The following is a 23,340-nucleotide window of genomic DNA, read 5'->3' as shown; positions in this document are numbered from 1 at the left end:
TAATATATAATCATCCCCCTGCTGAGTAAGAGCGGGGGATTTGTTGTTCTATTGAGAATGCTTTATATGGAATGGCGACTTGGAGAAAGATTTTAAAATCACATTATACAGTAATAATATTCAGAAAAAATATAAAATTGGTTAAAATGCTATATAATGAATATGTAGAATAACCAATATTTGGTCTTGTTGTTATATGTTATGAAAAGGGGGATGGGGTATTGGAATTAGATGGCTTAAGGGATGATATAGCGGTAAGGGGTAAACGGGGATTACATTTTATTCTAGCTTCAATTATGATTTGGAGTGCTATCTTAGTAGTATGGTTACTTCCGATAAAGGAGGTATCGACAAAAAATTTATTCATATTTTGTATTACTGCAACGCTTTTACCGATTGCTTTTATGATGTCTAAAATAATAAAGGCAGAGTTTTCAACTAAAGATAATTCGTTAAATGCTTTAGGAATATTATTTTCTTGTAATCAATTTTTATATATTTTAATTGCAATGTGGATTTATCAAGCTGTTCCTGAAAAAATGGTTATGATATTAGCAGTAGTATTTGGAGCGCATTTATTACCTTTTGGATGGTTATATAAATCTAAAGCGTACTTTGTAATGGCGATAGTTGTTTCTTTCACATCTTTTATAGTAGGAATTATTTTTAGCCCAGCAATAGTGGCAATAGTTATGATATCTTTAGAAATTATATTTTCTATATGGTTAAGTTTTGAGATTAAGGCTTTAGGAAGTCGGATACATAGAGGTGAAAAGTAAAAAACTTTTCGAGGTGAGCGAGGGCCTTAAATAGACAGAGCCTTTTAATCTATGATTATGTGTATATAACTTAATATGTAATTATCCTCCTGCTGAGCGGGGGGATTTTGTTTTTTTATCAAGAATACTTTTCGTAGAAAGTGAGATGAATTGGAGGAAAGAAAGGTGAAGCAGAAGGTTATTCTTGCTATTGCATGTATATTACAGATTTTTTTTGTTGTGACATTTGTTTTGTTATTGTCACCAAGTTATGAGAAGGAAATGGATATTATTTTAACAGCCGTTGGTACGTTGTTTCTCGTATTTAGTAGTTTTGGTCTTTCCGTATATTCATTTGCGAGGGGATGGTACCCAAAATTATCGTTTTTACTTATCGTCACATCGTGTATGTTTCTTGCCTATTTCATTTTGGCCTTCATTCTTCCGGAGGCTGGGATCCCGCCTTATCTCTGTCACCGATTTGTAGAGCGTTAGTATACATTAAAATAGGGACCACCCCTAATCTATTTTTTTTGGTCCCTATTTAGTTTGATAGATTAACGGGCGAAGACGAGCTGTACCCAGTAGAATAAGAGGAAGAGTGTTACGATTGTGGTGAGTGGAATGACAATTAAGGAGACCCTCAAGTAATCTTTCCATTTTACTTTAATTTTATTTTGCTTTAGGATATACATCCAAATAAGAGAAGCGAGTGTACCGATTGGTAATAACAATGATCCCATATCGCTACCGATGATGTTGGCAAGGTAGATGGTTTTGAGGGTAATAGGATCTAATCCCATTTCTGTTAAGGTAATTGTTCCAATCATTAAGGCAGGGTGGTTGTTAAAGATGTTTGATAGAATCGAGACGAGTCCGCCCATGGTAAAGCTGGCATATAATAAGCTTTGATTGACAATCGGTTCGCATACTTGGACAAGCCAAGCTGTTAATCCAGCGTTATGAAGCCCGTAAATAATAACGTACATGGAAAAAGCGAAAATGAGAATGTGCCACGGTGTCTTTTTTAGTATATCGACTGGGTTTGTTCGTAAATAATACCATCTCCAGATGAGGAGAACGAGGGAGCCGACTACCGCGACAATCTCAATCGGAATGGAAAGAAATGAGGCAACGAAAAGAAGACAACGCATAAGGAAGACAAACAGTAACACTTTTAACATAAATTTTGTGCGTTTCTTTTTCGTATTAATTGAATCTGTCCCTTTTAATGGATGAAAGTGTTTTGTGAAAAAGACTTCTTCAATGTCATAAGCGGATTTTGGTAGTTGTTTCGGTAATTTCTTTTTCACAACTAAATACATGAGCCATGACATAAAGATAAGCCCTAATGTTGCAGGGACAAACATCATTGCTGTATGCATATAGAGTGTCATGTGAACGATATTTAATGCGATTAAATTTACAATATTACTAACGCCAATTGGAGCGCTAGAAGCTGTTGCAATCAATGCGCCGCTTAATAAATATGGAATTTGTTGATGCGGTTTTAATTGAAGATTTTTTAGAAGTAAAATTAATATTGGTGTTGTAATTAAAATACTACCATCGTTATTAAACAATAATGTCATAAGAAAGCAGAGTAATTGAATGTACCAATATAGACGATGCCCAGATCCTTTTGCTAAGCTTGCGAGCCTAGCTGCTGCCCAGTGAAAGAAACCGAAACTTTCCAATATAACGGCCATAACGATTGTGGCGATGATGGTAATGGAGGCGCCGCCGATCTTACTAATGATATCGGCAATGTCAGCACGTGAAACGAGGCCGGTAATAATGATAATTCCTGCTCCGATTGCAGCTGGCCATGCTTCATTCAATCCGCCTGGTCGCCAAAAGATGATGGTCATGGTAAGAAGAAAAACAACGACCGTAATCCAAATTTCGATACCCATAGCTAGCCTACCCTTCTAAGTTGTTTAGTTTGAACAAGAGTATTTCAACTTGTCCGAGACTTTCTACTTAATCATATTCAAATTGTTAATAGAAGGTATGAGGCATTACCCTAACTGTTGTAAATATGTGTGTTTAATACTTTAGGGAAAAGACATAGCATATAGGGGATTTTAAATGAAAATAGGCACATAGTCAGTATGTGCCTATTAGGTATTTATAAGAGAAAAGTGATTGCGTACATCTACCTAATTATCTTTTGGTAGGTAAATGCGGAGTGAAATCTACTCTTTATTTTGTGGTAGGTGATGTTTGACTAAGTATTTTGTTATGAGTATAGGTATTTGTGATGCTGTCTGTAATCGTCAGGTAGTTGAACGTCACTTTAAAAATGATCGATCTTTCAAAAATAAGTTCCAGAAGAAGATGAAGCCTGGTAGTAAAATTGCGATACCGATTGCATAAAGGACGAGCAGTGCATAAAATGTTTCTGTCGTTGTAAAGCTTGTGAACACGGTCACTTCTGGGTAAATGATATATGGAAGATGGGCAACGCCGTAAGCATAGCTTGCAAATCCATATTGGGCGACGACAGAAAGAACTGCAATACGCGGCCAACCTAGTATTCCTTGCCTGTTGTTTGTCCACCAAAGTGATGAATAGCCAATGGTAAAAAAGATAATTGAGATTGTAAACCATAGAATTTGTTTCATTAAACCTTCCATAAGCCAATGTGTTTCCGGTTCCGTGACGACAAGTGCGATGATAGCGGTGACAAGCGTTGCAGGACCGAGTAAGATGGCATTTCTTCGATATAGCCGGTATGTATCTTTAGAGCCTTGTTCGCTAGCAAAGTCGGCGAGAAAGAGGGCTGATAAAAAGAGTTCGGACGTTAAACCGAAGAGCATGTACCAATATACGACCGGGCTTGATAATAGCTTTCCGTATAGTAACGTTTCTTTCCCGTTAGCAGTCGTAATGAAAGCTCCTTCTGTTACAGGGAGAACTGTAATTAAGAGAGCTGGAATTAATAGACCCGTAATGCCTGAAATTGTGCGCAGCATATGCTCGTACTTTGGTACCGAGTAAGCAAATACCATAAAGGTACTGCGGATGGCAACGAGAATGAGAATTAAGGTAACAGGAACAAACATTGCTGTTGCAAGTGTAAATGCAGCCTTTGGGAAGAATCCGAGAAACGCTACAACGACAAAGACTAGAAATGTATTCGTAACTTCCCATGTTGGAGACAAGTAGCGATTCGCTAGCTTTCCAGCAAGTGTTGGATGCTTTGCGTACACCATCCCCCAAAAGCCAGCTCCGAAATCGATCGAGCCTAAAATACTGTATACAAAAATGACGGCCCAGAGAATGATAATAGCAATACTTGCTTCATGCATGTGAATCCCCCCTGTTCGATTGTAAGTCGTTCTTTAGTGGATGGCGCTTAAAGAACGTTCGTAAGACAAAGACAGTTAATGTGCCGAGCGCGATGTAAAGGACGACAAAGACGATAAATAATGGTCCGACAAAATCAGCGCGCGTAGCAGCATCTGTCGTCCGCTGAAATCCATAAATTGTCCAAGGTTGACGGCCGCTACAGCTGAAAATCCAGCCAAATTCAATGCCAAGAAGCATAATTGGACCACACGCCGCAACGGCCCACAGCATCCATTTCGGCAATTGTCCTCCTTTTTTTCTGTAAATGAAGTACCAATATCCAAGGGCAATTGCAGCGACGGCAAATGTGAATGTAGCTGTTCCAACCATTAAATCAAAGAATAAATGGGTGTAGAAAGGCGGCCACGTTTCTTTTGGAAATTCATTTAATCCTTTTACAACTGTATTTGGAGACAGGCCAACTAACATGCTCAGTAAGTTTGGAAATTCAATAGCGTATTTTAATTTGTTTGTTTCTGGGTCAAGTACGCCGCCAATAGCTAGCGGTGCATGTGATTGTGTTTGATATAAAGCTTCTGCTGCTGCTAATTTTTCTGGCGAGTGCTCATGAAGGGCAATCGCAGATTCATGTCCAGAGAGCCACATGATTGCACCTGCAATAAACGTGACGATTAGACCTAAATATAGTCCTTTTTTATGATAGGTAATCTCCTGTGCGCTTTTGTTTCGTTTTAATAATTTAAAACCGGCAATCGAAGCAATGACAGCAGCTCCTGTTGCATAAGCTGTAATGACAACGTGAATGGAGCTTGTGACAAAGCTTGGATTGAAAAAGGCTTTCCAAGGGTCGACATTGTAGACCGAGCCGTCTGCAGCCATTGAAAACCCGGCTGGTGTATTCATCCACGTATTTGCTGATGTGATAAGCACAGCAGATGCAGTTGCACCAAACATCACAAAAAAGAGCGATATTAATCGCATGAATGGTGGCAATTTATCAGCAGCATACACGTAAATGGACATGAATAATGCTTCTAGGAAGAAGGCGAAAATTTCAATTTGAAACGGGACGGAAATGACTTGTCCAACAATCTTCGCAAAGCCAGGCCAAAGCAAGGAAATTTGGACGCCTACAATTGTTCCTGTTGGAATGGCAACACCGAGAAGAATTGCAAATGCTTTCGTCCATCTTTTGGCCATTACAGAATAATCGGGGTCCTTTTTCCAGTGATATAACACTTCGCTTATAAAAATCATTAAAGAAAGTCCAATTCCTAGCGTTGCAAAAATAATATGGAAGGCTAACGATGATCCAAAGAAAGCGCGCGATAGTGTAACAGTATCCATATGTCTACTCCTCATCTTTTTTTACCATTATTTTCTTACCTTTATGGAAAATTTATTCGAAAAAGTGACAAAAAATATATATGTACTTGAGGAGGGATTATGATATTATAATGTTGAAATCTTCGGAAAAAAATAAAAAGAAGAATTTGAATTTTATAATTGTGCTTTGGAGAAAAATGGTTTATAATGCTTTATGCAAACATAAGTTCTGTTTTGTTTTTATAGACTAGAGGGTAATGTTCACTGGATTTAGTCGTATTCATGAAACGGAGGGAAAAGTTTTCATGTATCCAGAGGTCATTAAAAAAATGGCATTTTCGAAAGAGCATAAAGATTTATTGTTAAAGCTATATAATAAAGAAATTACAAGGCGTGAATATGATCGTCTCGTACAAACATTATATCGGCCCGCAAAAGAAAGCGTGTAGTGAAAGAATCATTTCATTACTATAGCAATAAAGGAAAAGAGGTAACCTGCCAAAGGTTACCTCTCTTTTGTATGGTGATGGATACTTGTTGTTAATTGAAATAGTAAGCCCTTCTTGCTAGAAGCTTCATTTCATGATAGAGAAAGTGAATTTAGTATAGAGAATTTTTGTTTATATGCTCGTCATATGAGAATTACCCTAGACATATATATAGGTTAGCTTAACCTTATGGGTAGCTGTAAAGAGCTGATGAGAAAGGGAGGGATCATATGAACATTTTGCTTTGCTGCGCTGCAGGGATGTCTACGAGTTTACTTGTTACAAAGATGGAGACAGCAGCAGAGGCGCAAGGGATAGAAGCAAGAATTTGGGCCGTATCCGGGGCGGAAGTGCGCAATCATATCGATGAAGCGGATGTGTTATTACTCGGCCCGCAAGTACGTTATCTATTACCGAAAATGCAGGAGCTTTGTAAAGAAAAAGGAATACCTGTTAATATCATTCAATCAGTGCACTACGGACTTTGTAATGGGGAAGCGGTGTTACAAGCAGCATTGTCAATGAAGGCATAAGGGGAGTGGAGAGGATGACGGGATTTTTAGAAAGATACGTTATGCCTGCAGCAGGAAGAATTGCTGAGCAGCGTCACTTACAAGCTGTTCGAGACGGAATTATTTTAACGATGCCTTTCTTAATTATCGGATCATTTTTCTTAATCATTAGTGCGTTGCCGATACCTGGGTATAATGAGTTTATGGCCAATTTATTTGGAGATGGTTGGCAGAAAACATTAGGGTATCCGGTAAGTGCTACGTTTAATATTATGTCTTTAATAGCCTCTTTTGGAATCGCTTACAGATTGGCGGAACAATATAAAGTAGATGCATTAGCGTCAGGGGCATTGTCGCTTGTGTCTTTTTTAGTAGCAACGCCATTTCAAGTTACTCATGTTGTAGAAACGACGAAGGAAAGTATTTTAGTAGAAGGGGTAATTCCAGCTGCACTTACAGGCAGCCAAGGTTTATTTGTGGCGATGATATTAGCACTTATATCTACAGAAATATACCGCGTTATTATACAGAGAAATATTGTGATTAAAATGCCTGAAACGGTACCACCAGCCGTGTCGCGTTCGTTTGTTGCACTCATTCCTGGTTTTGTCGTGATTACTTTCGTATGGATTATACGGTTAATTCTAGAACGTACTTCATTTGTGAGCGTTCATAATATTGTGGGACAATTGTTACAAGCGCCGCTTAGTGCACTTGGTGCTAGCTTATTTGGAGCTGTAGTTGCGATTATTCTTATTCAAGTATTGTGGGCGTGCGGGATTCACGGAGCAGCAATTGTTGGCGGAGTGATGGGACCAATTTGGCTCTCATTAATGGATCAAAACCGCGTCGCCTTTCAAGCTGGGCAGGGTGTGCCAAATACAATTACACAGCAATTCTTTGATTTATGGATTTATATGGGCGGTTCTGGGGCAACGCTCGCACTTGTTGTGGCGATGTTACTATTTGCACGAAGTCAGCAATTAAAAAGTTTAGGCCGACTATCTATTGGACCAGGTATTTTTAATATTAATGAGATGGTGACATTTGGAATGCCAATTGTGTTAAATCCCCTTCTTCTCATTCCATTTATTCTTGTTCCTCTTGTCCTAACAATTGTGACATACTTTGCGATGGAGTGGGGGGTTGTTGCACGGCCAAGCGGCGCAGCTGTACCGTGGACAACACCGATTCTGTTTAGCGGCTATTTAGCGACAGGAGGTAAGGTTTCAGGTGTTGTAATGCAGCTAGTAAACTTCTTCCTAGCTTTTTTTATCTATTTCCCATTCTTAAAAATGTGGGATAAGCAAAAGCTGGCAGAAGAAAGGGGGGAGCAATAGAGGGAAATGGATACGCTCGAGACAACGGCTTTTCATTTAATTTTACATGGAGGAAATGCGAGAAGCTCGGCGATGGAGGCAATTCAATTTGCGAAACAAGGAAAACTTTCCGAAGCGGACGGAAAATTGCAAGAGGCAGACAGCGAGTTAAAGGAAGCCCATCGCTTACAGACAGCGCTGATTCAACAAGAGGCCGGCGGCGAACGGGTCGAACTTACGTTACTGTTCGTTCACGCGCAGGATCACCTTATGAATGCTATAACAATGAAGGAATTAGCGAGTGAGTTTGTTGATTTATATAGGAAGATGTTAGATGGAAAATAGGCCTTGCGGATGCAAGGTCTTTTTCATGCACCGAAAACGACAAGTAAAACAAATAACGGAACCGCTTATGTACATATCTATTTATTTTTTCCACATTTATGTAAAAATAAAGTTGTAAGGGGGGGCTGAAATGAAGATTCATATTGATTTAGACCCAGCACATGAAGAACTAGAAATCGTGATAAGGACGAAAGAAATGACTGAAGATGTTCAGCACATTTTGAAAATATTAGAAGGGGGGACGATCAAGCAAATTGTTGGGATAGCAGATCAGCAGTTTTATTTACTAGAGTTTAAAGAAATATATTGGTTCTATTCGGAAGGCAGAAAGGTATTTGCCCAAACGACAAAAGGAAACCTTGAAGTAAAACACCGCTTGTATGAATTAGAGACCTCTCTGCAGCACGAAGGATTTGTGAGGTTCTCCAAATCAACAATTGCAAATATAAAGCATGTGAAAAGTTTTGAAATGTCGTTTAGTGGCAGCATGTGTGCCCATTTTTCAAACGGGATGAAAGAGTACGTTTCGCGAAAATATGTGCCGCTTATTAAAGAAGTTTTGAATATAGGAGGTTAGTAAGATGATGGATAGAATAGGTGCAAAGTTGGCAGCTGGTATGGGGATGGCGATGTTTTATAGCTTACTATTTTTAGGCATCGGTTATGCAAATGGGATGGAGACAATCGAGACAAGGACATTGTTAATTCAGCTTGTTGTCGCAAATATCATTGGGATCATTTTCTCCGTTGCTTCTTTTGTTTTTGAGAGGGAAGAGTGGAGCCTGTTAAAGCAAACAATGATTCATTTCATTATATTACTAGGAACATTTCTCCCAGTAGCAGTATGGATGGGATGGGTTCCTAGTCATGCAAGTGCCATTTTCATTTGTGTAGGAAGCTTTATTATTATTTACCTCGTGATATGGTTTGCAATGACAATGTATTGGAAGAAAAAGATTGAGGGTTTAAATAACCAAATTAAATAAGAAGGAGAATACAAAACACGCCGGGTATGGAAAGTACTTGGCGTGTTTTGTATGAATGTGATCGTTTAGTTAATAACTGTGATTTCGCCTAAGCCACGAATCAACCGTTTTATATACCATTGTTTCGGCTTGAATATAGGTAATATATAATCGATGGCTTGTTGCGGATCTACCTTTTTTCCGCACGTATAGCAGTCAATGGCTGCGAACTTTTTTTCTGGATACGTATGAATAGAGATGTGACTTTCCGATAGTAAAACTAATATTGTAACTCCAGATGGTTCGAATGTTATGGAGTCTACTGATAATATAGTTGCACCGCACACATTGGCTGCCGTGACTAAATGTTGTTGTAAGAATTCACAATCATTTAATAAGGCAGTGTCTATCCCCCACATATCTACTATTATATGTCTTCCAAATGTTGAATACTCCATGATACCTCCTGTTTTATATAAGACTAATATTCCATATCTTCTTGATAGCAACGGTGTAGTGTAAGTTTGTTCTCTGTGTTGATTACTGCATTTTTCTGTTCCTCTAAGAGGTCTTCTCTAAAGCGAAATAATAAAGCGAGGTTGTTTGGAAGTGTTCGATGAGGAACGGTTACGGGTAGTGGGTTTCTATTGCGCATAATAGAAGAAGAATTGGTCGCGATATGAAAGCCCCAATCGTTTCCGAAAGAAGGAACGATGGTATGATAACTTGCAACTGTTAATCCAGTACTGCGAATTGTTTGGCCTATGCTCCAATAGGTAAGCGGTGCATCTTCTGGTGAGTTAGATTGACAGACGAACGCGCCACCTTTCGTAAGGAAGCTAGATACAACAGAAAATAATTCTTTCGTATATAGCTGACTTAATGTCTCGGTTGCGGGGTCTGGGAAGTCGATAATAATCACGTCATATTTACGAGATTTTGTACGTAAAAATTTTCGAGCATCGTATGCATGGATTTTTACACGCTTATCGAAAAAAGCACCTTCATTTAATGCGACAATTTCAGGCACATTGGTTGCAATTTTGATAACTTCTTCATCCAAATCGACAAGATCGACGCGGCGAACCGTTTGATATTTTAAAACTTCTCTTAATGCAAGGCCATCACCGCCCCCTAAAATGAGAACAGATTTTGGAGAATCTACTAGCGCCATTGCAGGATGAACAAGTGCTTCATGATACAGCCGCTCGTCTACAGAGCTAAATTGTAATTGTTCATCAAGATACATTCTGACATCATTTACTTTTAGCACATCAACCTTCTGGTATTGACTCTTTCCTTGAAATAGAGCGGTATGTTTGTCTGCTAATATTTCTCCTAAACTTAGTTTGTCCCATATATCACCGTGGCTGTAACTTTGAGATGATGTTGAGTTTGATGTATTGCTGTTATATTTTTTACAACCTGAAGTAGATTCTTTCTTTTGATCTTGCTTCCGACAGTTTCTTGACATATTGAGCCCCTTTCTTTTATGTGAAATATATTTTGTATGTTCATGTTAGTATATGTAAATTACCAGGGGAGAATTGGGTTATTTTCAATTTTGGGAGAATTTTTTTATAGAATAGATTCATAGAGAATTTTGTTCGGAAAAACTTTTTTTCTAAACGTATACAACTAGAGAACTAATCGCTGTATAAATTTCATGTAAATGTGTGTCAATAATGCGTTCTTTTTGTAACACATAGTCTTATTTCTAGTAATACAAAAGAAAAACGTGCAAAAAACATTGATAGAAGTTTTACTTTGTTACATTTGATTCTTTAATCATTATTACTCCGACAACGCCAGAAGAAGCAATTCAAGAAGCGCATCATTTTCAAACCAGGCTCATACAATCAGAAACAAGAGGAGAAAAAATAGAGATTACATTACTACACTGAATAAACTTTCAATTTATAAAAAATCGATTCGAAAGGAGAACGTGTAGCATGCGTGGAATAAAAATTACAACAATTGGCGGTGGCTCTAGTTATACACCAGAATTAATTGAAGGTTTTATTAAGCGCTATCATGAACTTCCTGTTCGTGAAATTTGGTTAGTTGATGTGGAAGAAGGAAAGGAAAAGTTAGAGATTGTTGGGAACTTAGCGAAGCGTATGGTGAAAAAGGCAGGAGTACCAATTGATATTCATCTGACATTAGATCGCCGCGAAGCGTTAAAAGATGCTGACTTTGTGACAACGCAGTTTCGCGTTGGATTATTAGAAGCACGCGGTAAAGATGAAGTCATTCCGCTAAAGTATGATGTAATCGGTCAGGAGACAAATGGTCCCGGCGGGTTATTTAAAGCTTTACGAACGATTCCTGTTATTTTGGCTATTTGTAAAGACATAGAAGAACTCTGCCCGAATGCATGGTTAATTAATTTTACAAATCCAGCGGGTATGGTAACAGAAGCTATTCTTCGCTACACGAACATTCAAAAGGTTGTTGGGTTATGCAACGTTCCGATTGGGATTCGTATGGAATTAGCGAAGATTCTCGATGTTGATTCAAGCCGTGTACATGTTGATTTTGCAGGATTAAATCATATGGTGTACGGATTAGATGTGTATGTAGATGGTGTAAGCGTCATGGACCGTGTGCTGGAACTCGTGACCGACCCAGAGAAACAAATGACGATGAAAAATATTGCAGCGCTTGATTGGGAACCGGATTTCATTCGCGCGCTTCGGGCAATTCCATGCCCATACCACCGTTATTACTACAAAACACGCGAAATGTTAGAAGAAGAAAAGCAAGCATCAATGGAAAATGGTACACGTGCAGAAGTGGTGAAAAAGCTAGAGAATGATCTGTTTGAACTATATAAAGATCCAAACTTAGACATTAAACCACCACAACTAGAAAAACGAGGCGGAGCATATTATAGCGATGCTGCCTGTAGTTTAATTACGTCTATTTATAACAATAAAGGTGACATTCAGCCTGTAAATACAAGAAATAACGGTGCAATCGCAAGTTTGCCAGCTGACTCCGCTGTTGAAGTAAACTGTGTGATTACAAAAAATGGCCCAAAACCGCTTGCGGTTGGGGACTTGCCAGTACCAGTTCGCGGGCTAGTACAACAAATTAAATCGTTTGAACGTGTAACAATTGAAGCTGCAGTAACAGGTGATTATCATAAGGCGCTGCTTGCGATGACGATTAATCCACTTGTTCCATCCGATAAAGTAGCAAAACAAATTTTAGATGAAATGCTAGACGCTCATAGAACATATCTTCCGCAATTTTTTAAAAAAGCGGAGAACTAAAAGCGGCGCTATGGAGCCCGCTTTTTCAGTTTGAATTATCTCTCTTTTTTTAGGTGAGCGAGCGTGATTTTTTGTTGGAAGTATCTGTTGAAGAATCATATAGGAGGGGATGTAATGATTCAATTAATTGTAAATGCAGATGACTTCGGTTTAACGCGAGGTGTAAATTACGGCATTGTTGACGCGCATGTGAATGGGCTTGTGAATTCTGCAACGATGATGATGAATATGCCAGGGGTAGAGCATGCCGTACAATTAGCGAAGGAATATAAGACGCTCGGGGTTGGTGTACATCTTGTCTTAACCGCGGGAAAACCGCTTCTTTCTGATGTACCTTCTCTTGTGAAAGAAGATGGTTCGTTTCATTCACAAAGTACGGTGTGGGGAGGAAATATAGATTCATATGATGTTGAGAAGGAATGGACTGCACAAATTGAAAAGTTTCTATCATATGGTTTAACACCGACGCACCTTGATAGCCATCATCATGTACATGCACTGCCAATTTTGCATGATGTCTTAGAGCGATTGGCAGCGAAATATCATCTTCCAGTGCGCCGCTGTGAACAAGAACGTGCGATATGTCCATTTTCTGATGTGTTTTTGCACGATTTTTACGGAGATGGTGTAACGGACGACTACTTTATGACTTTGCAAGAGCGTGTAGCGGACGGAGCGACAGTTGAAATCATGGTACATCCAGCTTATGTAGATGCAGAGTTGATGAAATGTTCGTCTTATGTGATGAAGCGTGTTGAAGAGTTGCGTATTTTAACAGAGAGCAAGCTTCCGAGCGGGGTGGAGCTTGTGAAGTTTTAGAAATAGAGCTGACCAAAAAGTCTACTTTTGATTCAGCTCCAGCGAATGGACGATTCGTGTGTCGAACGTCGTCGAAGGGTCTTTAAATCGTGTCGAAGCGCCGATATATTTGAAAAAGCGCTGATAAATGTATCATTTGCGCCGATATATTGCGAAAAGCGCTGATATATTTGGTGGACATGTGAAAGGAGCGCATTCAAAAGGTACTTATGTGCCCGTTGAGTGCGCTCCTATTATTATTTCGTCCAAAGTTTGACCAGTTCTAAGTCGCTAGCTGAATATTCCCTTTCTCCATAACGAACTTTTTCATAGATCGGTATAATATTTGCTGGTTTATTCAGCCTTGATAGCCACTGCTGCACGGTCTCATATGGTTTTCTTCTATTATGTTTAGGTAGGGTTTTTTCCCATTTTATAAGTGCTTGTCGGATTTCATTGTGAATCGAATGGATGTCATTGCTATGTTCATCTGCTATCGGAGTAGTTTCTGTGTTGACTTGTTGTTTAGGACGTAAGGTAGGGTAGGATTCGGTTGGTTTTTTCTTTTTGAAATATAGGAAAGCAAGAATGATAGTTGCGGTGATAATTAAGGTAGTTAGCCATGATTTTTTGTTATTTTTAATGCTTTCATTGATGGTACCTAAAATCTTAACTTTCCATGACATTTGAATCGGTTGACCTTCTAGTTTCTCATTGTCGTCTTTAATTTCATATGCTTCATCACTTGGAATACCTGGTGGCTTCCCATTCCAATCCGCTTCATAGTTATAGTAATGCCCCCAACCTATAAATTTTCTAAATTCCTGTTGTGTAAACAAAGAAAATGTAGATAGTCCGGATGAAATGATTACAAACATCACAACAATTATCGTGCGAGAGAACCAGAGCCGATTTTTAGGCATGCGCAATGCAACTCCTGTTTCTAAATTTGTTTGTTCTATAAATCGTAACATAATTTGCAGGAATAATAAATTGAATATTTAAAAAATAATAGTGAAATCCTCCAAAGTGTGAGGAGGATGTAAGGTTAGCTTTTATAGTACCGACAAAATCATCCCGCTGATTGCACCAATTATCACAATGATCCACGGCGGCATTTTCCAAAAGGAAAGCATCGTAAATAAGAGTAATGCGACAACGAAATCAGCTGGCTGCATAACCGTGCTTGTCCAAATGGGATGATAGAAAGCGGCGAGTAAAATGCCGACAACCGCTGCATTTATTCCAAACATAGCTCCTTGTATGTACGGTTTGCGGCGCAGCGCATCCCAAAATGGCAATACGCCGACAACAAGTAAGAAGGCAGGAAGGAAAATGGCGATTGTCGCAATCGTTGCCCCGGCGGCGCCGTTCATAATAGCCCCGATATAAGCGGCAAATGTAAATAATGGTCCGGGCACAGCTTGCGTCATTCCATAGCCAGCGAGAAATTGTTCTTTCGTTATATAGCCGTTTGACACAAATTCATTTTCTAAGAGCGGAAGAACGACATGACCACCGCCAAAGACGAGAGAACCAGAGCGATAGAAACTATCAAACATAGCAATCCAGTGCGAGAAAGGGCGTAATATCGGTAATAGTATGAATAAGAGAAAAAATAAAGATAGGCATAGCGCTGCGACTTTACGAGAGATAGAAATCGATATTTCTGTTTTAGCTGTGATTGTGTGCTCTCTGTATAAGAGCCAGCCAACGATGCCTGCACATAGAATCACAATGATTTGTATCCAAGCTGTTTGGAATAATAGAACGGTAGCCGCGGCGATGACTGCAATCGTTACGCGGTTCCGGTCTGGGGTTAGCTTTTGTGCCATTCCCCATAATGCATGAGCGACAATCGCTACGGCTACTAGCTTTAGGCCGTGAATCCATCCTGCGTGTGCAATATCGATCTGCTGTAGTAATGAAGCAAACAGGACGAGCGCAAGAACAGAAGGGAGCGTAAATCCAAGCCAAGAAACAATCGCTCCAAGTATACCGCCTCGTGATAACCCAATTCCGATTCCAACTTGACTGCTAGCAGGACCAGGAAGAAATTGGCAAAGAACTACCAAATCAGCGTAGCTTCTTTCATCTATCCATTTTCGCTTTTGGACGTATTCGTTATGAAAATAGCCAAGATGTGCAACAGGTCCTCCAAAGGAAGTAAGCCCAAGTTTCGTGGAGACGAGAAAGATTTCTGCTAATATTTGCAAATGCTTTGTAATACTTTGTTTAGAGTTCATCATATTTCGGCGAGGAGACCCCGACTTCTAAGCGAAAGCGTAAGTCGGGGACGAATCGCTTTCTCTCCTTTCGATGAGTAAAGTATCGGTATATTCGACTCGTTTCAATTTTTTTACACTTGCGGACGCATGAATTTTGCTTCCGTCTAACAGTCTTAAGTCAAAATACCCTGTTTTTCGTCTTCCGAAAATAAAGCACTCTTGCCCTTCGTAGACCACTTTGTCAAATAGCTGAAACCCTTTTACGTATCGTTCTGCCTTATTCGATTTGCGCTTCCCGCCTTTCCCAATCGTTGCTTTATACAACTGACGGTTGTTCTTGCGAACGAATTTCATGAGATACACTGCATCAATAGGTTTCGCTACTGGATAACCACTCACGCATCGCGCATCGACGATGTGTGATGCGTGTATGCTTCGTGAGATATCCGTATGTCAACTGGGCATGGGGATAGATTTCTTTGATTCCGTTATAGATAAACCATCGCATCACGGTCATCTGAGAGGCATCTCGCAATGATTTGCTTTTCCGCTTAATGGTATGTTCTAATCCTTTTCGATGAATTTCATTATGACACGTTTCGCACAGTGTAATCAAATTATCAGGACGATCTCCGCCTGTTTTCCGACTTTCAATGTGATGCACATTAAGGATTTTGTCTTTCTTCTTTCCTTTACAGCGCTGACACGTGTGACGATCGCGAAACAAGACATATTCTCTAGTATTCTCTAGTGTTCCAAAACCCCATTTGTTCGCCTTGTTGATATTGCTCTCCTTGAATATCGGGGTTTTTCAGCAGTTGTGTGTCAAATTGAGCAACTTCCACTGTTAGTTTGGTAACAGGAAGGATGTCATGTACAAGGCTTACGATTTTGAGATGAGAATTGACTTTATGTTGTACCGAAGGGGCTAACCAACCTTTTGGTTTCTTACGGTTTAAAAACCTTGCCTTTCGGTAGCGTGTTGTACGGTTTCTTCTCGCTTTTCGAAACTGGGAACGAGTCGTCAGTAATTCTTGGATATCGGTACGAAGCTGTACATTTGCTTCGAATAGAACCTTTTGTTCTGTTGGCGCAGAAACACCAATGTGTTTTGTTCCTGCGTCAATTCCTAAGGAAACAGATTGTTTGTATCCACTGCTCCCATAGAGTAATTGAATGGTAAATGGTGTTCGTTTGATTACCTTTGCTTTTCGTTCCTGTAATAAGCGCCTTGCTTTTCTTGGCGAACATGGCATGACAGGTTCATCGTGTTTGTTTCTTACGTATACGAACAAAACGTATACCTCCTTTTTTGGAGTGTGTGCCTCATACCCAATGTTGGAAAGGCTTGTTAGGTCTACAGCACCGCTCCTACCCATCAGAGCTTTTAACCATAGACGACAGGGCTGCGGACTTGAGGAGTATCCACAGGTGTCATGACCAAACCAACGTAGTTCGCGAAAGACTGAGGGTAGTCAACAAAGGCCTTTGCAAGCCTCCACTTCAAACCGCATCAGCGGGTAAGTGGCGGGTTATTGGCAGTGATAGAAGTCACCTTTTTCTTGAATAAAGTTTTTTATAAATTTTATGTATGCCCAGACGCTTTCGCCCCTCCAAAAAGGGAATGTTGTTTTTATCATATCGAATCTATGTAAATAAGGAAATGGCGAGAATGTTATGAATATGTAAAATTGCATAATTGAGAAGTGGTTTTTTATGGTACAGTGAATTTGTAAGAAGATAGCCTCCTAACTATCTTTGATCTAACGGATAATAGCTCTACAAAATTACTTGTCATTGAGAAAGAACAAAAGAAATCTCTTCATTGAGGATTCCTTTGTTCTTTCTCTTTTTTCTTTGTTTTCACATGGCTCGGCCGTTCTTTGCAATATATCGGCGCTTCGACACAATATAAAGACCCTTCGGCAATATTCGACATATAAGTAGTCGATTCAAAGTGAAAGGAGCTAACTAAAAAGTGGACTTTTTAGTTAGCTCCTTATAATCTTGCGTCCTTCCAAAAATTCACTTCTAAATGAGAGGAAGGGTTGTAAGGGAGAAGTGTATATCCTTGTGAATGAAGATAGTCAATGATTTTTGGTAAGATTTGTACGGTAACGTTTGAATCATGCATTAAAATAACTTCGATTGAATTATCACTTTGATTCATTACTCGTTCCAATACGGCAAATGGATTATGTGCGCTTTTCCAATCGTATGTATCGATTGTCCAATCCCACATTTTATAGTGAGAGGCAACGAGAGCGTCGCGATAATTTTTCTTTAAATAGGGCATACTGCCATAAGGAACGCGAACAAGATGTGTGTCAATTCCAGTAATCATCCGAACAATTTTCCGGGCCTGTTCCATTTCAGAAACTAAAATAGAGGGATCACCATTATAAAGGGATTTTGCATTGTGAGACATACTATGTAATCCTAAATAATGACCTTCTTGAATGACTCGTTTTGTTGTTTGAGGATAACGAGAGACGCGTCCACCGATAACAAAGAAGGTTGCTTTTCCGTTTTTTTGCTTTAAAATGTTTAAAATTTGTGATGTGTATTTGTTTGGTCCATCATCGAATGTTAAATAAGCTACTTTTGTTTGCGAAGCAGCGGTATATTGATGGAGCGGTTGTGTTTCAGAATGAGAGATAGGGCGATTCTCATGTGAAGGTACAACGGCACCCTGCATAGGTGATAGAAAACAAAAGATGATAGTCGAAAACAAACAAAGAAGTAAAAATGTTCGCTTAATCATGATAATCACCCTAATTTGAAGATTGTACTGTTATCTTGCTCCAAGGTGGACCTTCTCAAACGAACTATATTTTGGAAAACAAAAAAACAGGAAATTTCTTTAAAGAAATTTTCCTGTTTGTATATTTTTACGTTGTATTGGTTATGCTATTTTTATTCTTCACGTCTTTTTACTTTTTTATAGATTGAAATAATTGGTTTATAGCGATCGTGTACAAGACCGATAATTTCTGCCACAATTTCAGTAATTAAAATAAGCAGGAATAGAAGAACAATTGAGAGCCATAATGTTGCTTTTGAGAAAATAATGGCATTTACACTAAAGAAAATACCAAATGCATAAATAATTAGCACCGTTGTTCGATGAGAGAACCCTATTGCCAGTAAGCGGTGATGCAAATGCGATTTATCTGGTGCTGAAATAGGTTTCTTATTTACAACACGGCGAATAATCGCAAATGTTGTATCAAAGATTGGTACCCCTAAAATAATGATTGGAACGATAAAGCTAAATAATGTTACGCTTTTGTATAGTCCGAGTAGTGACAGCACCGCAATGCAATATCCTAAAAACAGTGCCCCCGTATCTCCCATAAAGATTTTCGCTGGATGGAAGTTATAGAATAAAAATCCAATTGTACTTGCTAATACGATAAGTGCAAGCGGTAAAATAATTGCACTACCGGCACCAGTCACGCTAGTAGCAGCCATGTAAGCTAATGTTGCAAGAACAATGGAAGAAATGCCAGCTGATAATCCGTCAAGTCCGTCAATTAAATTAATAGCATTCGTAATACCGACAATCCAAAAGACTGTAATTGGATAAGATAGCCATCCAAGTTCAGTGTCTCCTAAGATTGGAATGTAAAGCACTGGTATTTGTAAGTTTTTCACGATTAACAAAGCGACTAAAAGTTGTCCACCGAATTTTACTTTTGCAGATAATTCATACATATCATCTAAAATTCCAATGATAATGATGATGACAGCACCTATACTAATCGATACGATACGCTGTTCATACAAGCCACTAACAAAGCACCCTATAGCAACTCCGATAAAGATTGCCAGTCCGCCAAGACGCGGCATAATGTTCTGGTGTACTTTACGAGCATTTGGCTTGTCTGTTGCCCCGATCTTAAAGGCTAACTTAATTACGAAAGGGGTAGCGATCAGTACGGTAATGAACGATGCCAGAACTGCATAAATAATTCGTGAGTCCATTAATACCCCACCTTTTATATTTTAACGTATTGAAATCTCTTTTTTACTTTAAAATTCAATATAAGTTTTTGGCTCATAACATATGGTATCACAAAAAGAATGGAATTCAATCTTTTTTTCGCATGACTTTAAATTGTAATATCTGAAATATATGACATTTTAAAAGCGAATTATAAGATGAAAATTAATCTTAATATGGATGTTTTACAGAAAAATATGTATGTTTCTTATGCGAGGATGATGTGGGGTGGTATATAATGGTTATGGTAGAACTGCGTTGTGTAAATATATACGTTGAGAGAATAGCGGAATACAGGTGAATGCTTTTTTCTTGTTATAAGCTATTAGGAGAAAGTTGATTTTGCAGCTAGGAATTGCTTTATAATAATTATGGAGCTATAGATAATATATTTTTTATAGGGGGAGAAACCATGATTTTAGTCGTTGGCGGAGCAGGGTATATTGGAAGTCATACAGTAAAACAATTGTTAGACCAAAAATTTGAAGTGGTCGTATTAGATAACTTATCAACTGGTCATCGTGAAAGTGTTGATGAGAGAGCGATCTTAGAAGTAGGAGATTTAAGTAACGCAGCAGATTTGGATCGTGTATTTGGTAACTACTCTATTGATGCTGTTATGCATTTTGCGGCAAATAGTCTTGTTGGTGAATCTGTTTCCAATCCGTTGAAATATTATAAAAACAACGTATCGGCAACGATGACGTTGCTAGAGAAAATGATGGAGCATGGCGTAACATCATTTATTTTCTCTTCAACAGCGGCAACGTACGGAATTCCAGAAACAGATATGATTACAGAAAAGACGGCAACAAATCCAATTAATACATACGGACGCACTAAATTAATGGTTGAGCATATTTTACAAGATTTTCATGCCGCTTATGGCCTGAAATATGTTGTACTTCGCTACTTTAATGCAGCGGGAGCCCATGTATCAGGAACAATTGGTGAAGATCATACGCCAGAGACACATTTAATTCCGCTTGTACTTCAGCATTTATTAGGAAAACGTGAATCGATTGCTGTTTTTGGTACAGATTATGATACACATGACGGTACTTGTATTCGCGATTATATTCATGTGACAGACTTAGCGGAGGCGCACATTTTAGCGCTGCAAAGTTTACAAAATGAGCAAAAATCAAATGAAGTATACAACTTAGGGAACGGAAAAGGATTTTCTGTTAAAGAAGTGATTGAGACGTGTGAACGTGTAACGGAGAAGAAAGCAAATGTGATTAGCGCGGAGCGCCGCGCTGGAGATCCTGCAAGGCTTATCGCTTCATCAGAAAAGATTTATAATGAATTAGGTTGGAAGGCAAAATATTCGCTTGAAGAAATGATTCAAACAGCTTGGGAATGGCATACATCCCATCCGGACGGATATAGTAAGTAAAAACAAGTCAGCTGCTTCCTTGTAGCTGACTTGTTTTTATATATCTTTTAGAAAATATTTCCTTTTGACATTATGGATTCTCATATATAATAACAAGTGTTGTCGTATATGACGAATCGAGAAACTGAAAGAAGAGAGGAATTGAATATGACAGAACGCATTAAAGTAATGACGATTTTTGGAACGCGTCCGGAAGCTATCAAAATGGCCCCTCTCGTGTTGGAATTGCAAAAACATTCACAGCAAATTGAGCCTATTGTGACTGTAACAGCACAACATCGTCAAATGCTGGATCAGGTGTTAGACATTTTTGGTATTAAGCCAAATTATGATTTAAATATTATGAAAGACCGTCAAACGTTAATTGATATTACAACTCGTGGTTTAGAAGGTTTAGATAAAATCATGAAAGAAGCGAAACCAGATATCGTTCTTGTACATGGTGATACAACGACGACATTTATTGCAAGTCTCGCTGCTTTTTATAATCAAATTCCAATTGGTCATGTGGAAGCTGGCCTTCGTACATGGGATAAATATTCTCCATATCCAGAAGAAATGAACCGTCAATTAACGGGTGTAATGGCAGATCTTCATTTTGCACCAACAGCGAAGTCTGCAACGAACTTACAACAGGAGAACAAAAAAGAGGTAAACATTTTCATTACAGGAAATACAGCAATTGATGCGTTAAAAACGACAGTGAAAGAATCGTATACGCATCCGGTGTTAGAGAAAGTTGGAGATAGCCGCCTCGTTCTCATGACAGCTCATCGCCGTGAAAATTTAGGTGAGCCGATGCGTAATATGTTCCGTGCTATTAAACGTCTTGTTGAAACTCATGAAGACGTGCAAGTAGTATATCCGGTACATATGAATCCTGTTGTTCGTGAAATTGCAGGAGAAATTTTAGGGGAGCATGATCGTATTCATTTAATTGAACCGCTTGATGTTATTGACTTCCATAACTTTGCAGCTCGCTCATACTTAATGTTAACGGATTCTGGCGGTGTGCAAGAAGAAGCGCCATCACTTGGTGTGCCGGTTCTTGTTCTGCGTGATACTACAGAGCGTCCAGAAGGTATTGAAGCTGGTACATTAAAGCTTGCTGGTACAGATGAAGAGACGATTTTCAACTTAGCAAATGAGTTATTATCAGATAAAGAAGCTCACAGTGCAATGGCAAAAGCATCGAATCCATACGGTGATGGTCAGGCGTCAGGTCGTATTGTGAAAGCGATTGTAGAATACTTTAATAAATAAGATGAAAAACAGCTGTCCCTAAAAAGGAGACAGCTGTTTTTTTAATGTCCAGACATTTGCCATTCTTCATCTGATTGCTGATTGGATGAAGGTGTCTTTTGTGTATTGGAATTATGATTCGGTTTAGCTGGTTCTTGTTTTTCTTGCTCTGTATTTTGGCCGTTCGTTGGTTTAGCCGGTTCTTTTGTTTCAGGTTGTTCTTGCGTACCTGACGAAGAATCTGGTATTTCTAAGTTTTGATTAAAGGTATGGCGAACTTCTTGAATGTTTATTTCGTTTGGAACGAAATAATAAATTCCATCGATTTTCTTATCTTCGCCTTCTAGTTTTAACGTTTGAATGCTAGATGCATCAAAACCAGAGAATTTTTTATAGAGTGCAAGGCCATCAGATACAGGTATGTCTGTTTTGATATATTTCCCGATTGCTTTTGCAAGATCGTTTATTTTAAATACGGTAGTAGGTGAGTTTAATTCATGTACGACCGCCGCAAGTACTTGACGTTGACGAGCTGCACGTCCAAAATCACCATTTGGATCTTGCTTTCTCATTCGAACATAAGCTAATGCTTCTTCTCCGTTTAAATGCTGTTGTCCTTTTTTAAACTCAATCTTTTTGTAATAGTTCACATCAGATCGTTCCCAAAAATCAAATGGAACATCAACTGTAACGCCGCCAACAGCATCGACGATACCTTTAAATCCTTTAAAGTCCAGTTTTATATAGTGATCCACAGGCACTTTTAGAAAGTTTTCGACTGTTTCTCTTGTCATTTTTTCTCCGCCATAGGCATGAGCTGCGTTTATCTTATCTTTTTTATCACGCCCTGCAATTGTCACACGTGAATCGCGCGGGATACTCATTAAAGATACTTTTTGTGAATTTGGATTAATTGTTGCAAACATTAAGGAATCAGTTCGTCCATTTTCGCCACCTGTTGCATAATCTTCAATTCCCATAATTAAAAGACTAAATGGTTTTTTCGTAATTTCTACATCTTCTGTACGGAGTTTCGATTTATCGTGCTGCATACCGCTATAAATTCCCATTAAAGAAGAATAGGAATTATAAGCATAAACTCCTCCACCTCCGATAAGGAGGGCGAAAATAAGGAATATGAAACCTTTACGTCTTCTTTTCTTTTTTGTTCTTCGATTTTGGAGATGATGATAACGATCTTCCATAAATAATCTCCTTTAAGTGTAAATTAGTGTTGTACTATATAAATCCAAATTGACTTTCCAACATACAAGTCACGGCCATGTTGGGCAAAAAGTACCCCGCTACTTTCTTTCTCTCTTTGTTTAAATATCGCATGTGGCAGAAAAAGGTTTTTAAGT

The 23,340-nt window shown here is 38.8% G+C and carries 25 protein-coding genes and 1 pseudogene; 13 read left to right on the top strand and 13 right to left on the bottom strand.

The window, feature by feature from the left end:
* Positions 1-221: 221 nt before the first annotated feature.
* Positions 222-779, top strand: coding sequence for a DUF7010 family protein (locus tag BR72_RS04670; RefSeq protein ID WP_035430556.1), 558 nt, complete (start codon positions 222-224; stop codon positions 777-779).
* Between the two features lie 165 nt (positions 780-944).
* The gene (locus BR72_RS04665; RefSeq protein ID WP_035430554.1) at positions 945-1,253 is read left to right on the top strand and encodes a hypothetical protein; all 309 of its coding nucleotides are present in this window, start codon (positions 945-947) and stop codon (positions 1,251-1,253) included.
* Between the two features lie 62 nt (positions 1,254-1,315).
* On the opposite strand, the gene BR72_RS04660 is transcribed toward BR72_RS04665, so the two are convergent.
* The 3 genes from BR72_RS04660 to BR72_RS04650 form a co-directional block, all read right to left on the bottom strand.
* Positions 1,316-2,674, bottom strand: coding sequence for an arsenic transporter (locus BR72_RS04660; RefSeq protein WP_035430552.1), 1,359 nt, complete (start codon positions 2,672-2,674; stop codon positions 1,316-1,318).
* Positions 2,675-3,052: 378 nt separating this feature from the next.
* On the bottom strand, positions 3,053-4,072 hold the full coding sequence (locus tag BR72_RS04655) for a cytochrome d ubiquinol oxidase subunit II (protein WP_035430550.1): 1,020 nt from the start codon (positions 4,070-4,072) through the stop codon (positions 3,053-3,055).
* Positions 4,065-5,420 carry a cytochrome ubiquinol oxidase subunit I gene (locus tag BR72_RS04650; protein ID WP_035430548.1) on the bottom strand — a complete coding sequence of 452 codons (1,356 nt, stop codon included), beginning with the start codon at positions 5,418-5,420 and terminating at the stop codon, positions 4,065-4,067. Before BR72_RS04650 ends, BR72_RS04655 begins: the two co-directional genes overlap by 8 nt.
* A 284-nt stretch (positions 5,421-5,704) precedes the next feature.
* Here BR72_RS04650 and BR72_RS26645 point away from each other — a divergent pair, with 284 nt between their 5' ends.
* The 6 genes from BR72_RS26645 (at position 5,705) to BR72_RS04620 (ending at position 9,049) form a co-directional block, all read left to right on the top strand.
* Positions 5,705-5,848 (top strand): hypothetical protein, encoded by a 144-nt coding sequence (locus BR72_RS26645; protein WP_090998139.1) that lies wholly within the window; start codon positions 5,705-5,707, stop codon positions 5,846-5,848.
* 269 nt (positions 5,849-6,117) lie between these two features.
* Complete coding sequence (locus tag BR72_RS04640; RefSeq protein ID WP_035430546.1) at positions 6,118-6,420, top strand: PTS sugar transporter subunit IIB; 303 nt, start codon at positions 6,118-6,120, stop codon at positions 6,418-6,420.
* A gap of 14 nt (positions 6,421-6,434) precedes the next feature.
* On the top strand, positions 6,435-7,739 hold the full coding sequence (gene celB / locus BR72_RS04635) for a PTS cellobiose transporter subunit IIC (protein WP_035430545.1): 1,305 nt from the start codon (positions 6,435-6,437) through the stop codon (positions 7,737-7,739).
* A gap of 6 nt (positions 7,740-7,745) precedes the next feature.
* On the top strand, positions 7,746-8,063 hold the full coding sequence (locus BR72_RS04630) for a PTS lactose/cellobiose transporter subunit IIA (protein WP_035430542.1): 318 nt from the start codon (positions 7,746-7,748) through the stop codon (positions 8,061-8,063).
* A gap of 130 nt (positions 8,064-8,193) precedes the next feature.
* Positions 8,194-8,640 carry a LytTR family DNA-binding domain-containing protein gene (locus BR72_RS04625; protein ID WP_035430541.1) on the top strand — a complete coding sequence of 149 codons (447 nt, stop codon included), beginning with the start codon at positions 8,194-8,196 and terminating at the stop codon, positions 8,638-8,640.
* Positions 8,641-8,644: 4 nt separating this feature from the next.
* A complete protein-coding gene (locus tag BR72_RS04620) occupies positions 8,645-9,049 on the top strand; it encodes a DUF3021 domain-containing protein (protein ID WP_035430540.1) in 405 nt (134 codons plus the stop codon).
* A 65-nt stretch (positions 9,050-9,114) separates the two neighbouring features.
* Here BR72_RS04620 and speD read toward each other — a convergent pair whose 3' ends face one another.
* Both speD and BR72_RS04610 read right to left on the bottom strand, forming a co-directional pair.
* Positions 9,115-9,486 carry an adenosylmethionine decarboxylase gene (speD, locus tag BR72_RS04615; protein WP_035430539.1) on the bottom strand — a complete coding sequence of 124 codons (372 nt, stop codon included), beginning with the start codon at positions 9,484-9,486 and terminating at the stop codon, positions 9,115-9,117.
* 23 nt (positions 9,487-9,509) lie between these two features.
* Positions 9,510-10,502, bottom strand: coding sequence for a spermine/spermidine synthase domain-containing protein (locus tag BR72_RS04610; RefSeq protein WP_051957220.1), 993 nt, complete (start codon positions 10,500-10,502; stop codon positions 9,510-9,512).
* Between the two features lie 337 nt (positions 10,503-10,839).
* Here BR72_RS04610 and BR72_RS25285 point away from each other — a divergent pair.
* The 3 genes and pseudogenes from BR72_RS25285 to chbG form a co-directional block, all read left to right on the top strand.
* A pseudogene (locus BR72_RS25285) lies at positions 10,840-10,926 on the top strand (PTS lactose/cellobiose transporter subunit IIA); the annotation flags it as partial.
* A 54-nt stretch (positions 10,927-10,980) separates the two neighbouring features.
* Positions 10,981-12,306, top strand: coding sequence for a 6-phospho-beta-glucosidase (locus tag BR72_RS04605; RefSeq protein WP_035430538.1), 1,326 nt, complete (start codon positions 10,981-10,983; stop codon positions 12,304-12,306).
* A 114-nt stretch (positions 12,307-12,420) separates the two neighbouring features.
* Positions 12,421-13,125 (top strand): chitin disaccharide deacetylase, encoded by a 705-nt coding sequence (chbG, locus tag BR72_RS04600; RefSeq protein ID WP_035430536.1) that lies wholly within the window; start codon positions 12,421-12,423, stop codon positions 13,123-13,125.
* Between the two features lie 236 nt (positions 13,126-13,361).
* On the opposite strand, the gene BR72_RS04595 is transcribed toward chbG, so the two are convergent.
* From BR72_RS04595 to BR72_RS04575, 7 genes are all read right to left on the bottom strand, one after another.
* Positions 13,362-14,027, bottom strand: a complete 666-nt coding sequence (locus tag BR72_RS04595; protein WP_035430534.1) for a hypothetical protein — start codon at positions 14,025-14,027, stop codon at positions 13,362-13,364.
* 132 nt (positions 14,028-14,159) lie between these two features.
* A complete protein-coding gene (locus tag BR72_RS04590; protein ID WP_051957219.1) occupies positions 14,160-15,353 on the bottom strand; it encodes a chromate transporter in 1,194 nt (397 codons plus the stop codon).
* A 24-nt stretch (positions 15,354-15,377) separates the two neighbouring features.
* Entirely contained in the window at positions 15,378-15,731 is a 354-nt protein-coding gene (locus tag BR72_RS26975; protein WP_231559672.1) for a hypothetical protein, read from the bottom strand.
* The gene (locus tag BR72_RS26970; RefSeq protein ID WP_231559669.1) at positions 15,700-15,996 is read right to left on the bottom strand and encodes an HNH endonuclease; all 297 of its coding nucleotides are present in this window, start codon (positions 15,994-15,996) and stop codon (positions 15,700-15,702) included. Before BR72_RS26970 ends, BR72_RS26975 begins: the two co-directional genes overlap by 32 nt.
* A 73-nt stretch (positions 15,997-16,069) precedes the next feature.
* Positions 16,070-16,627 (bottom strand): RNA-guided endonuclease IscB, encoded by a 558-nt coding sequence (iscB, locus tag BR72_RS26965; protein ID WP_231559668.1) that lies wholly within the window; start codon positions 16,625-16,627, stop codon positions 16,070-16,072.
* 704 nt (positions 16,628-17,331) lie between these two features.
* Positions 17,332-18,096, bottom strand: a complete 765-nt coding sequence (locus BR72_RS04580) for a polysaccharide deacetylase family protein (RefSeq protein ID WP_035430532.1) — start codon at positions 18,094-18,096, stop codon at positions 17,332-17,334.
* A 152-nt stretch (positions 18,097-18,248) separates the two neighbouring features.
* A complete protein-coding gene (locus tag BR72_RS04575; RefSeq protein ID WP_035430531.1) occupies positions 18,249-19,319 on the bottom strand; it encodes a glycosyltransferase family 4 protein in 1,071 nt (356 codons plus the stop codon).
* A gap of 431 nt (positions 19,320-19,750) precedes the next feature.
* Here BR72_RS04575 and galE point away from each other — a divergent pair, with 431 nt between their 5' ends.
* Entirely contained in the window at positions 19,751-20,737 is a 987-nt protein-coding gene (gene galE / locus BR72_RS04570; RefSeq protein WP_035430530.1) for a UDP-glucose 4-epimerase GalE, read from the top strand.
* A gap of 147 nt (positions 20,738-20,884) precedes the next feature.
* The gene (gene wecB, locus BR72_RS04565; protein WP_035430529.1) at positions 20,885-22,000 is read left to right on the top strand and encodes a non-hydrolyzing UDP-N-acetylglucosamine 2-epimerase; all 1,116 of its coding nucleotides are present in this window, start codon (positions 20,885-20,887) and stop codon (positions 21,998-22,000) included.
* A 41-nt stretch (positions 22,001-22,041) separates the two neighbouring features.
* On the opposite strand, the gene BR72_RS04560 is transcribed toward wecB, so the two are convergent.
* Positions 22,042-23,184 (bottom strand): LCP family protein, encoded by a 1,143-nt coding sequence (locus tag BR72_RS04560; RefSeq protein ID WP_035430528.1) that lies wholly within the window; start codon positions 23,182-23,184, stop codon positions 22,042-22,044.
* Positions 23,185-23,340: the final 156 nt, after the last annotated feature.

This window comes from Bacillus sp. UNC322MFChir4.1 (genome assembly GCF_000746135.1).
Lineage (GTDB): Bacteria > Bacillota > Bacilli > Bacillales > Bacillaceae_G > Bacillus_A.
This window is presented reverse-complemented; position numbering and strand designations above follow the sequence as displayed.

What these genes read in the sequence shown, in the direction of transcription:
- wecB (WP_035430529.1), top strand. Translation starts at nt 20,885, where the DNA reads ATGACAGAACGCATTAAAGTAATGACGATTTTTGGAACGCGTCCGGAA.
- BR72_RS04580 (WP_035430532.1), bottom strand. Translation starts at nt 18,096, where the DNA reads ATGATTAAGCGAACATTTTTACTTCTTTGTTTGTTTTCGACTATCATC.
- BR72_RS04595 (WP_035430534.1), bottom strand. Translation starts at nt 14,027, where the DNA reads ATGCCTAAAAATCGGCTCTGGTTCTCTCGCACGATAATTGTTGTGATG.
- BR72_RS04660 (WP_035430552.1), bottom strand. Translation starts at nt 2,674, where the DNA reads ATGGGTATCGAAATTTGGATTACGGTCGTTGTTTTTCTTCTTACCATG.
- galE (WP_035430530.1), top strand. Translation starts at nt 19,751, where the DNA reads ATGATTTTAGTCGTTGGCGGAGCAGGGTATATTGGAAGTCATACAGTA.
- BR72_RS04650 (WP_035430548.1), bottom strand. Translation starts at nt 5,420, where the DNA reads ATGGATACTGTTACACTATCGCGCGCTTTCTTTGGATCATCGTTAGCC.
- speD (WP_035430539.1), bottom strand. Translation starts at nt 9,486, where the DNA reads ATGGAGTATTCAACATTTGGAAGACATATAATAGTAGATATGTGGGGG.
- BR72_RS04590 (WP_051957219.1), bottom strand. Translation starts at nt 15,353, where the DNA reads ATGATGAACTCTAAACAAAGTATTACAAAGCATTTGCAAATATTAGCA.
- chbG (WP_035430536.1), top strand. Translation starts at nt 12,421, where the DNA reads ATGATTCAATTAATTGTAAATGCAGATGACTTCGGTTTAACGCGAGGT.
- BR72_RS26645 (WP_090998139.1), top strand. Translation starts at nt 5,705, where the DNA reads ATGTATCCAGAGGTCATTAAAAAAATGGCATTTTCGAAAGAGCATAAA.
- celB (WP_035430545.1), top strand. Translation starts at nt 6,435, where the DNA reads ATGACGGGATTTTTAGAAAGATACGTTATGCCTGCAGCAGGAAGAATT.
- BR72_RS04560 (WP_035430528.1), bottom strand. Translation starts at nt 23,184, where the DNA reads ATGGAAGATCGTTATCATCATCTCCAAAATCGAAGAACAAAAAAGAAA.
- BR72_RS04630 (WP_035430542.1), top strand. Translation starts at nt 7,746, where the DNA reads ATGGATACGCTCGAGACAACGGCTTTTCATTTAATTTTACATGGAGGA.
- BR72_RS04605 (WP_035430538.1), top strand. Translation starts at nt 10,981, where the DNA reads ATGCGTGGAATAAAAATTACAACAATTGGCGGTGGCTCTAGTTATACA.
- BR72_RS04625 (WP_035430541.1), top strand. Translation starts at nt 8,194, where the DNA reads ATGAAGATTCATATTGATTTAGACCCAGCACATGAAGAACTAGAAATC.
- BR72_RS04610 (WP_051957220.1), bottom strand. Translation starts at nt 10,502, where the DNA reads ATGTCAAGAAACTGTCGGAAGCAAGATCAAAAGAAAGAATCTACTTCA.
- BR72_RS04620 (WP_035430540.1), top strand. Translation starts at nt 8,645, where the DNA reads ATGATGGATAGAATAGGTGCAAAGTTGGCAGCTGGTATGGGGATGGCG.
- BR72_RS04640 (WP_035430546.1), top strand. Translation starts at nt 6,118, where the DNA reads ATGAACATTTTGCTTTGCTGCGCTGCAGGGATGTCTACGAGTTTACTT.
- BR72_RS04655 (WP_035430550.1), bottom strand. Translation starts at nt 4,072, where the DNA reads ATGCATGAAGCAAGTATTGCTATTATCATTCTCTGGGCCGTCATTTTT.
- BR72_RS04575 (WP_035430531.1), bottom strand. Translation starts at nt 19,319, where the DNA reads ATGGACTCACGAATTATTTATGCAGTTCTGGCATCGTTCATTACCGTA.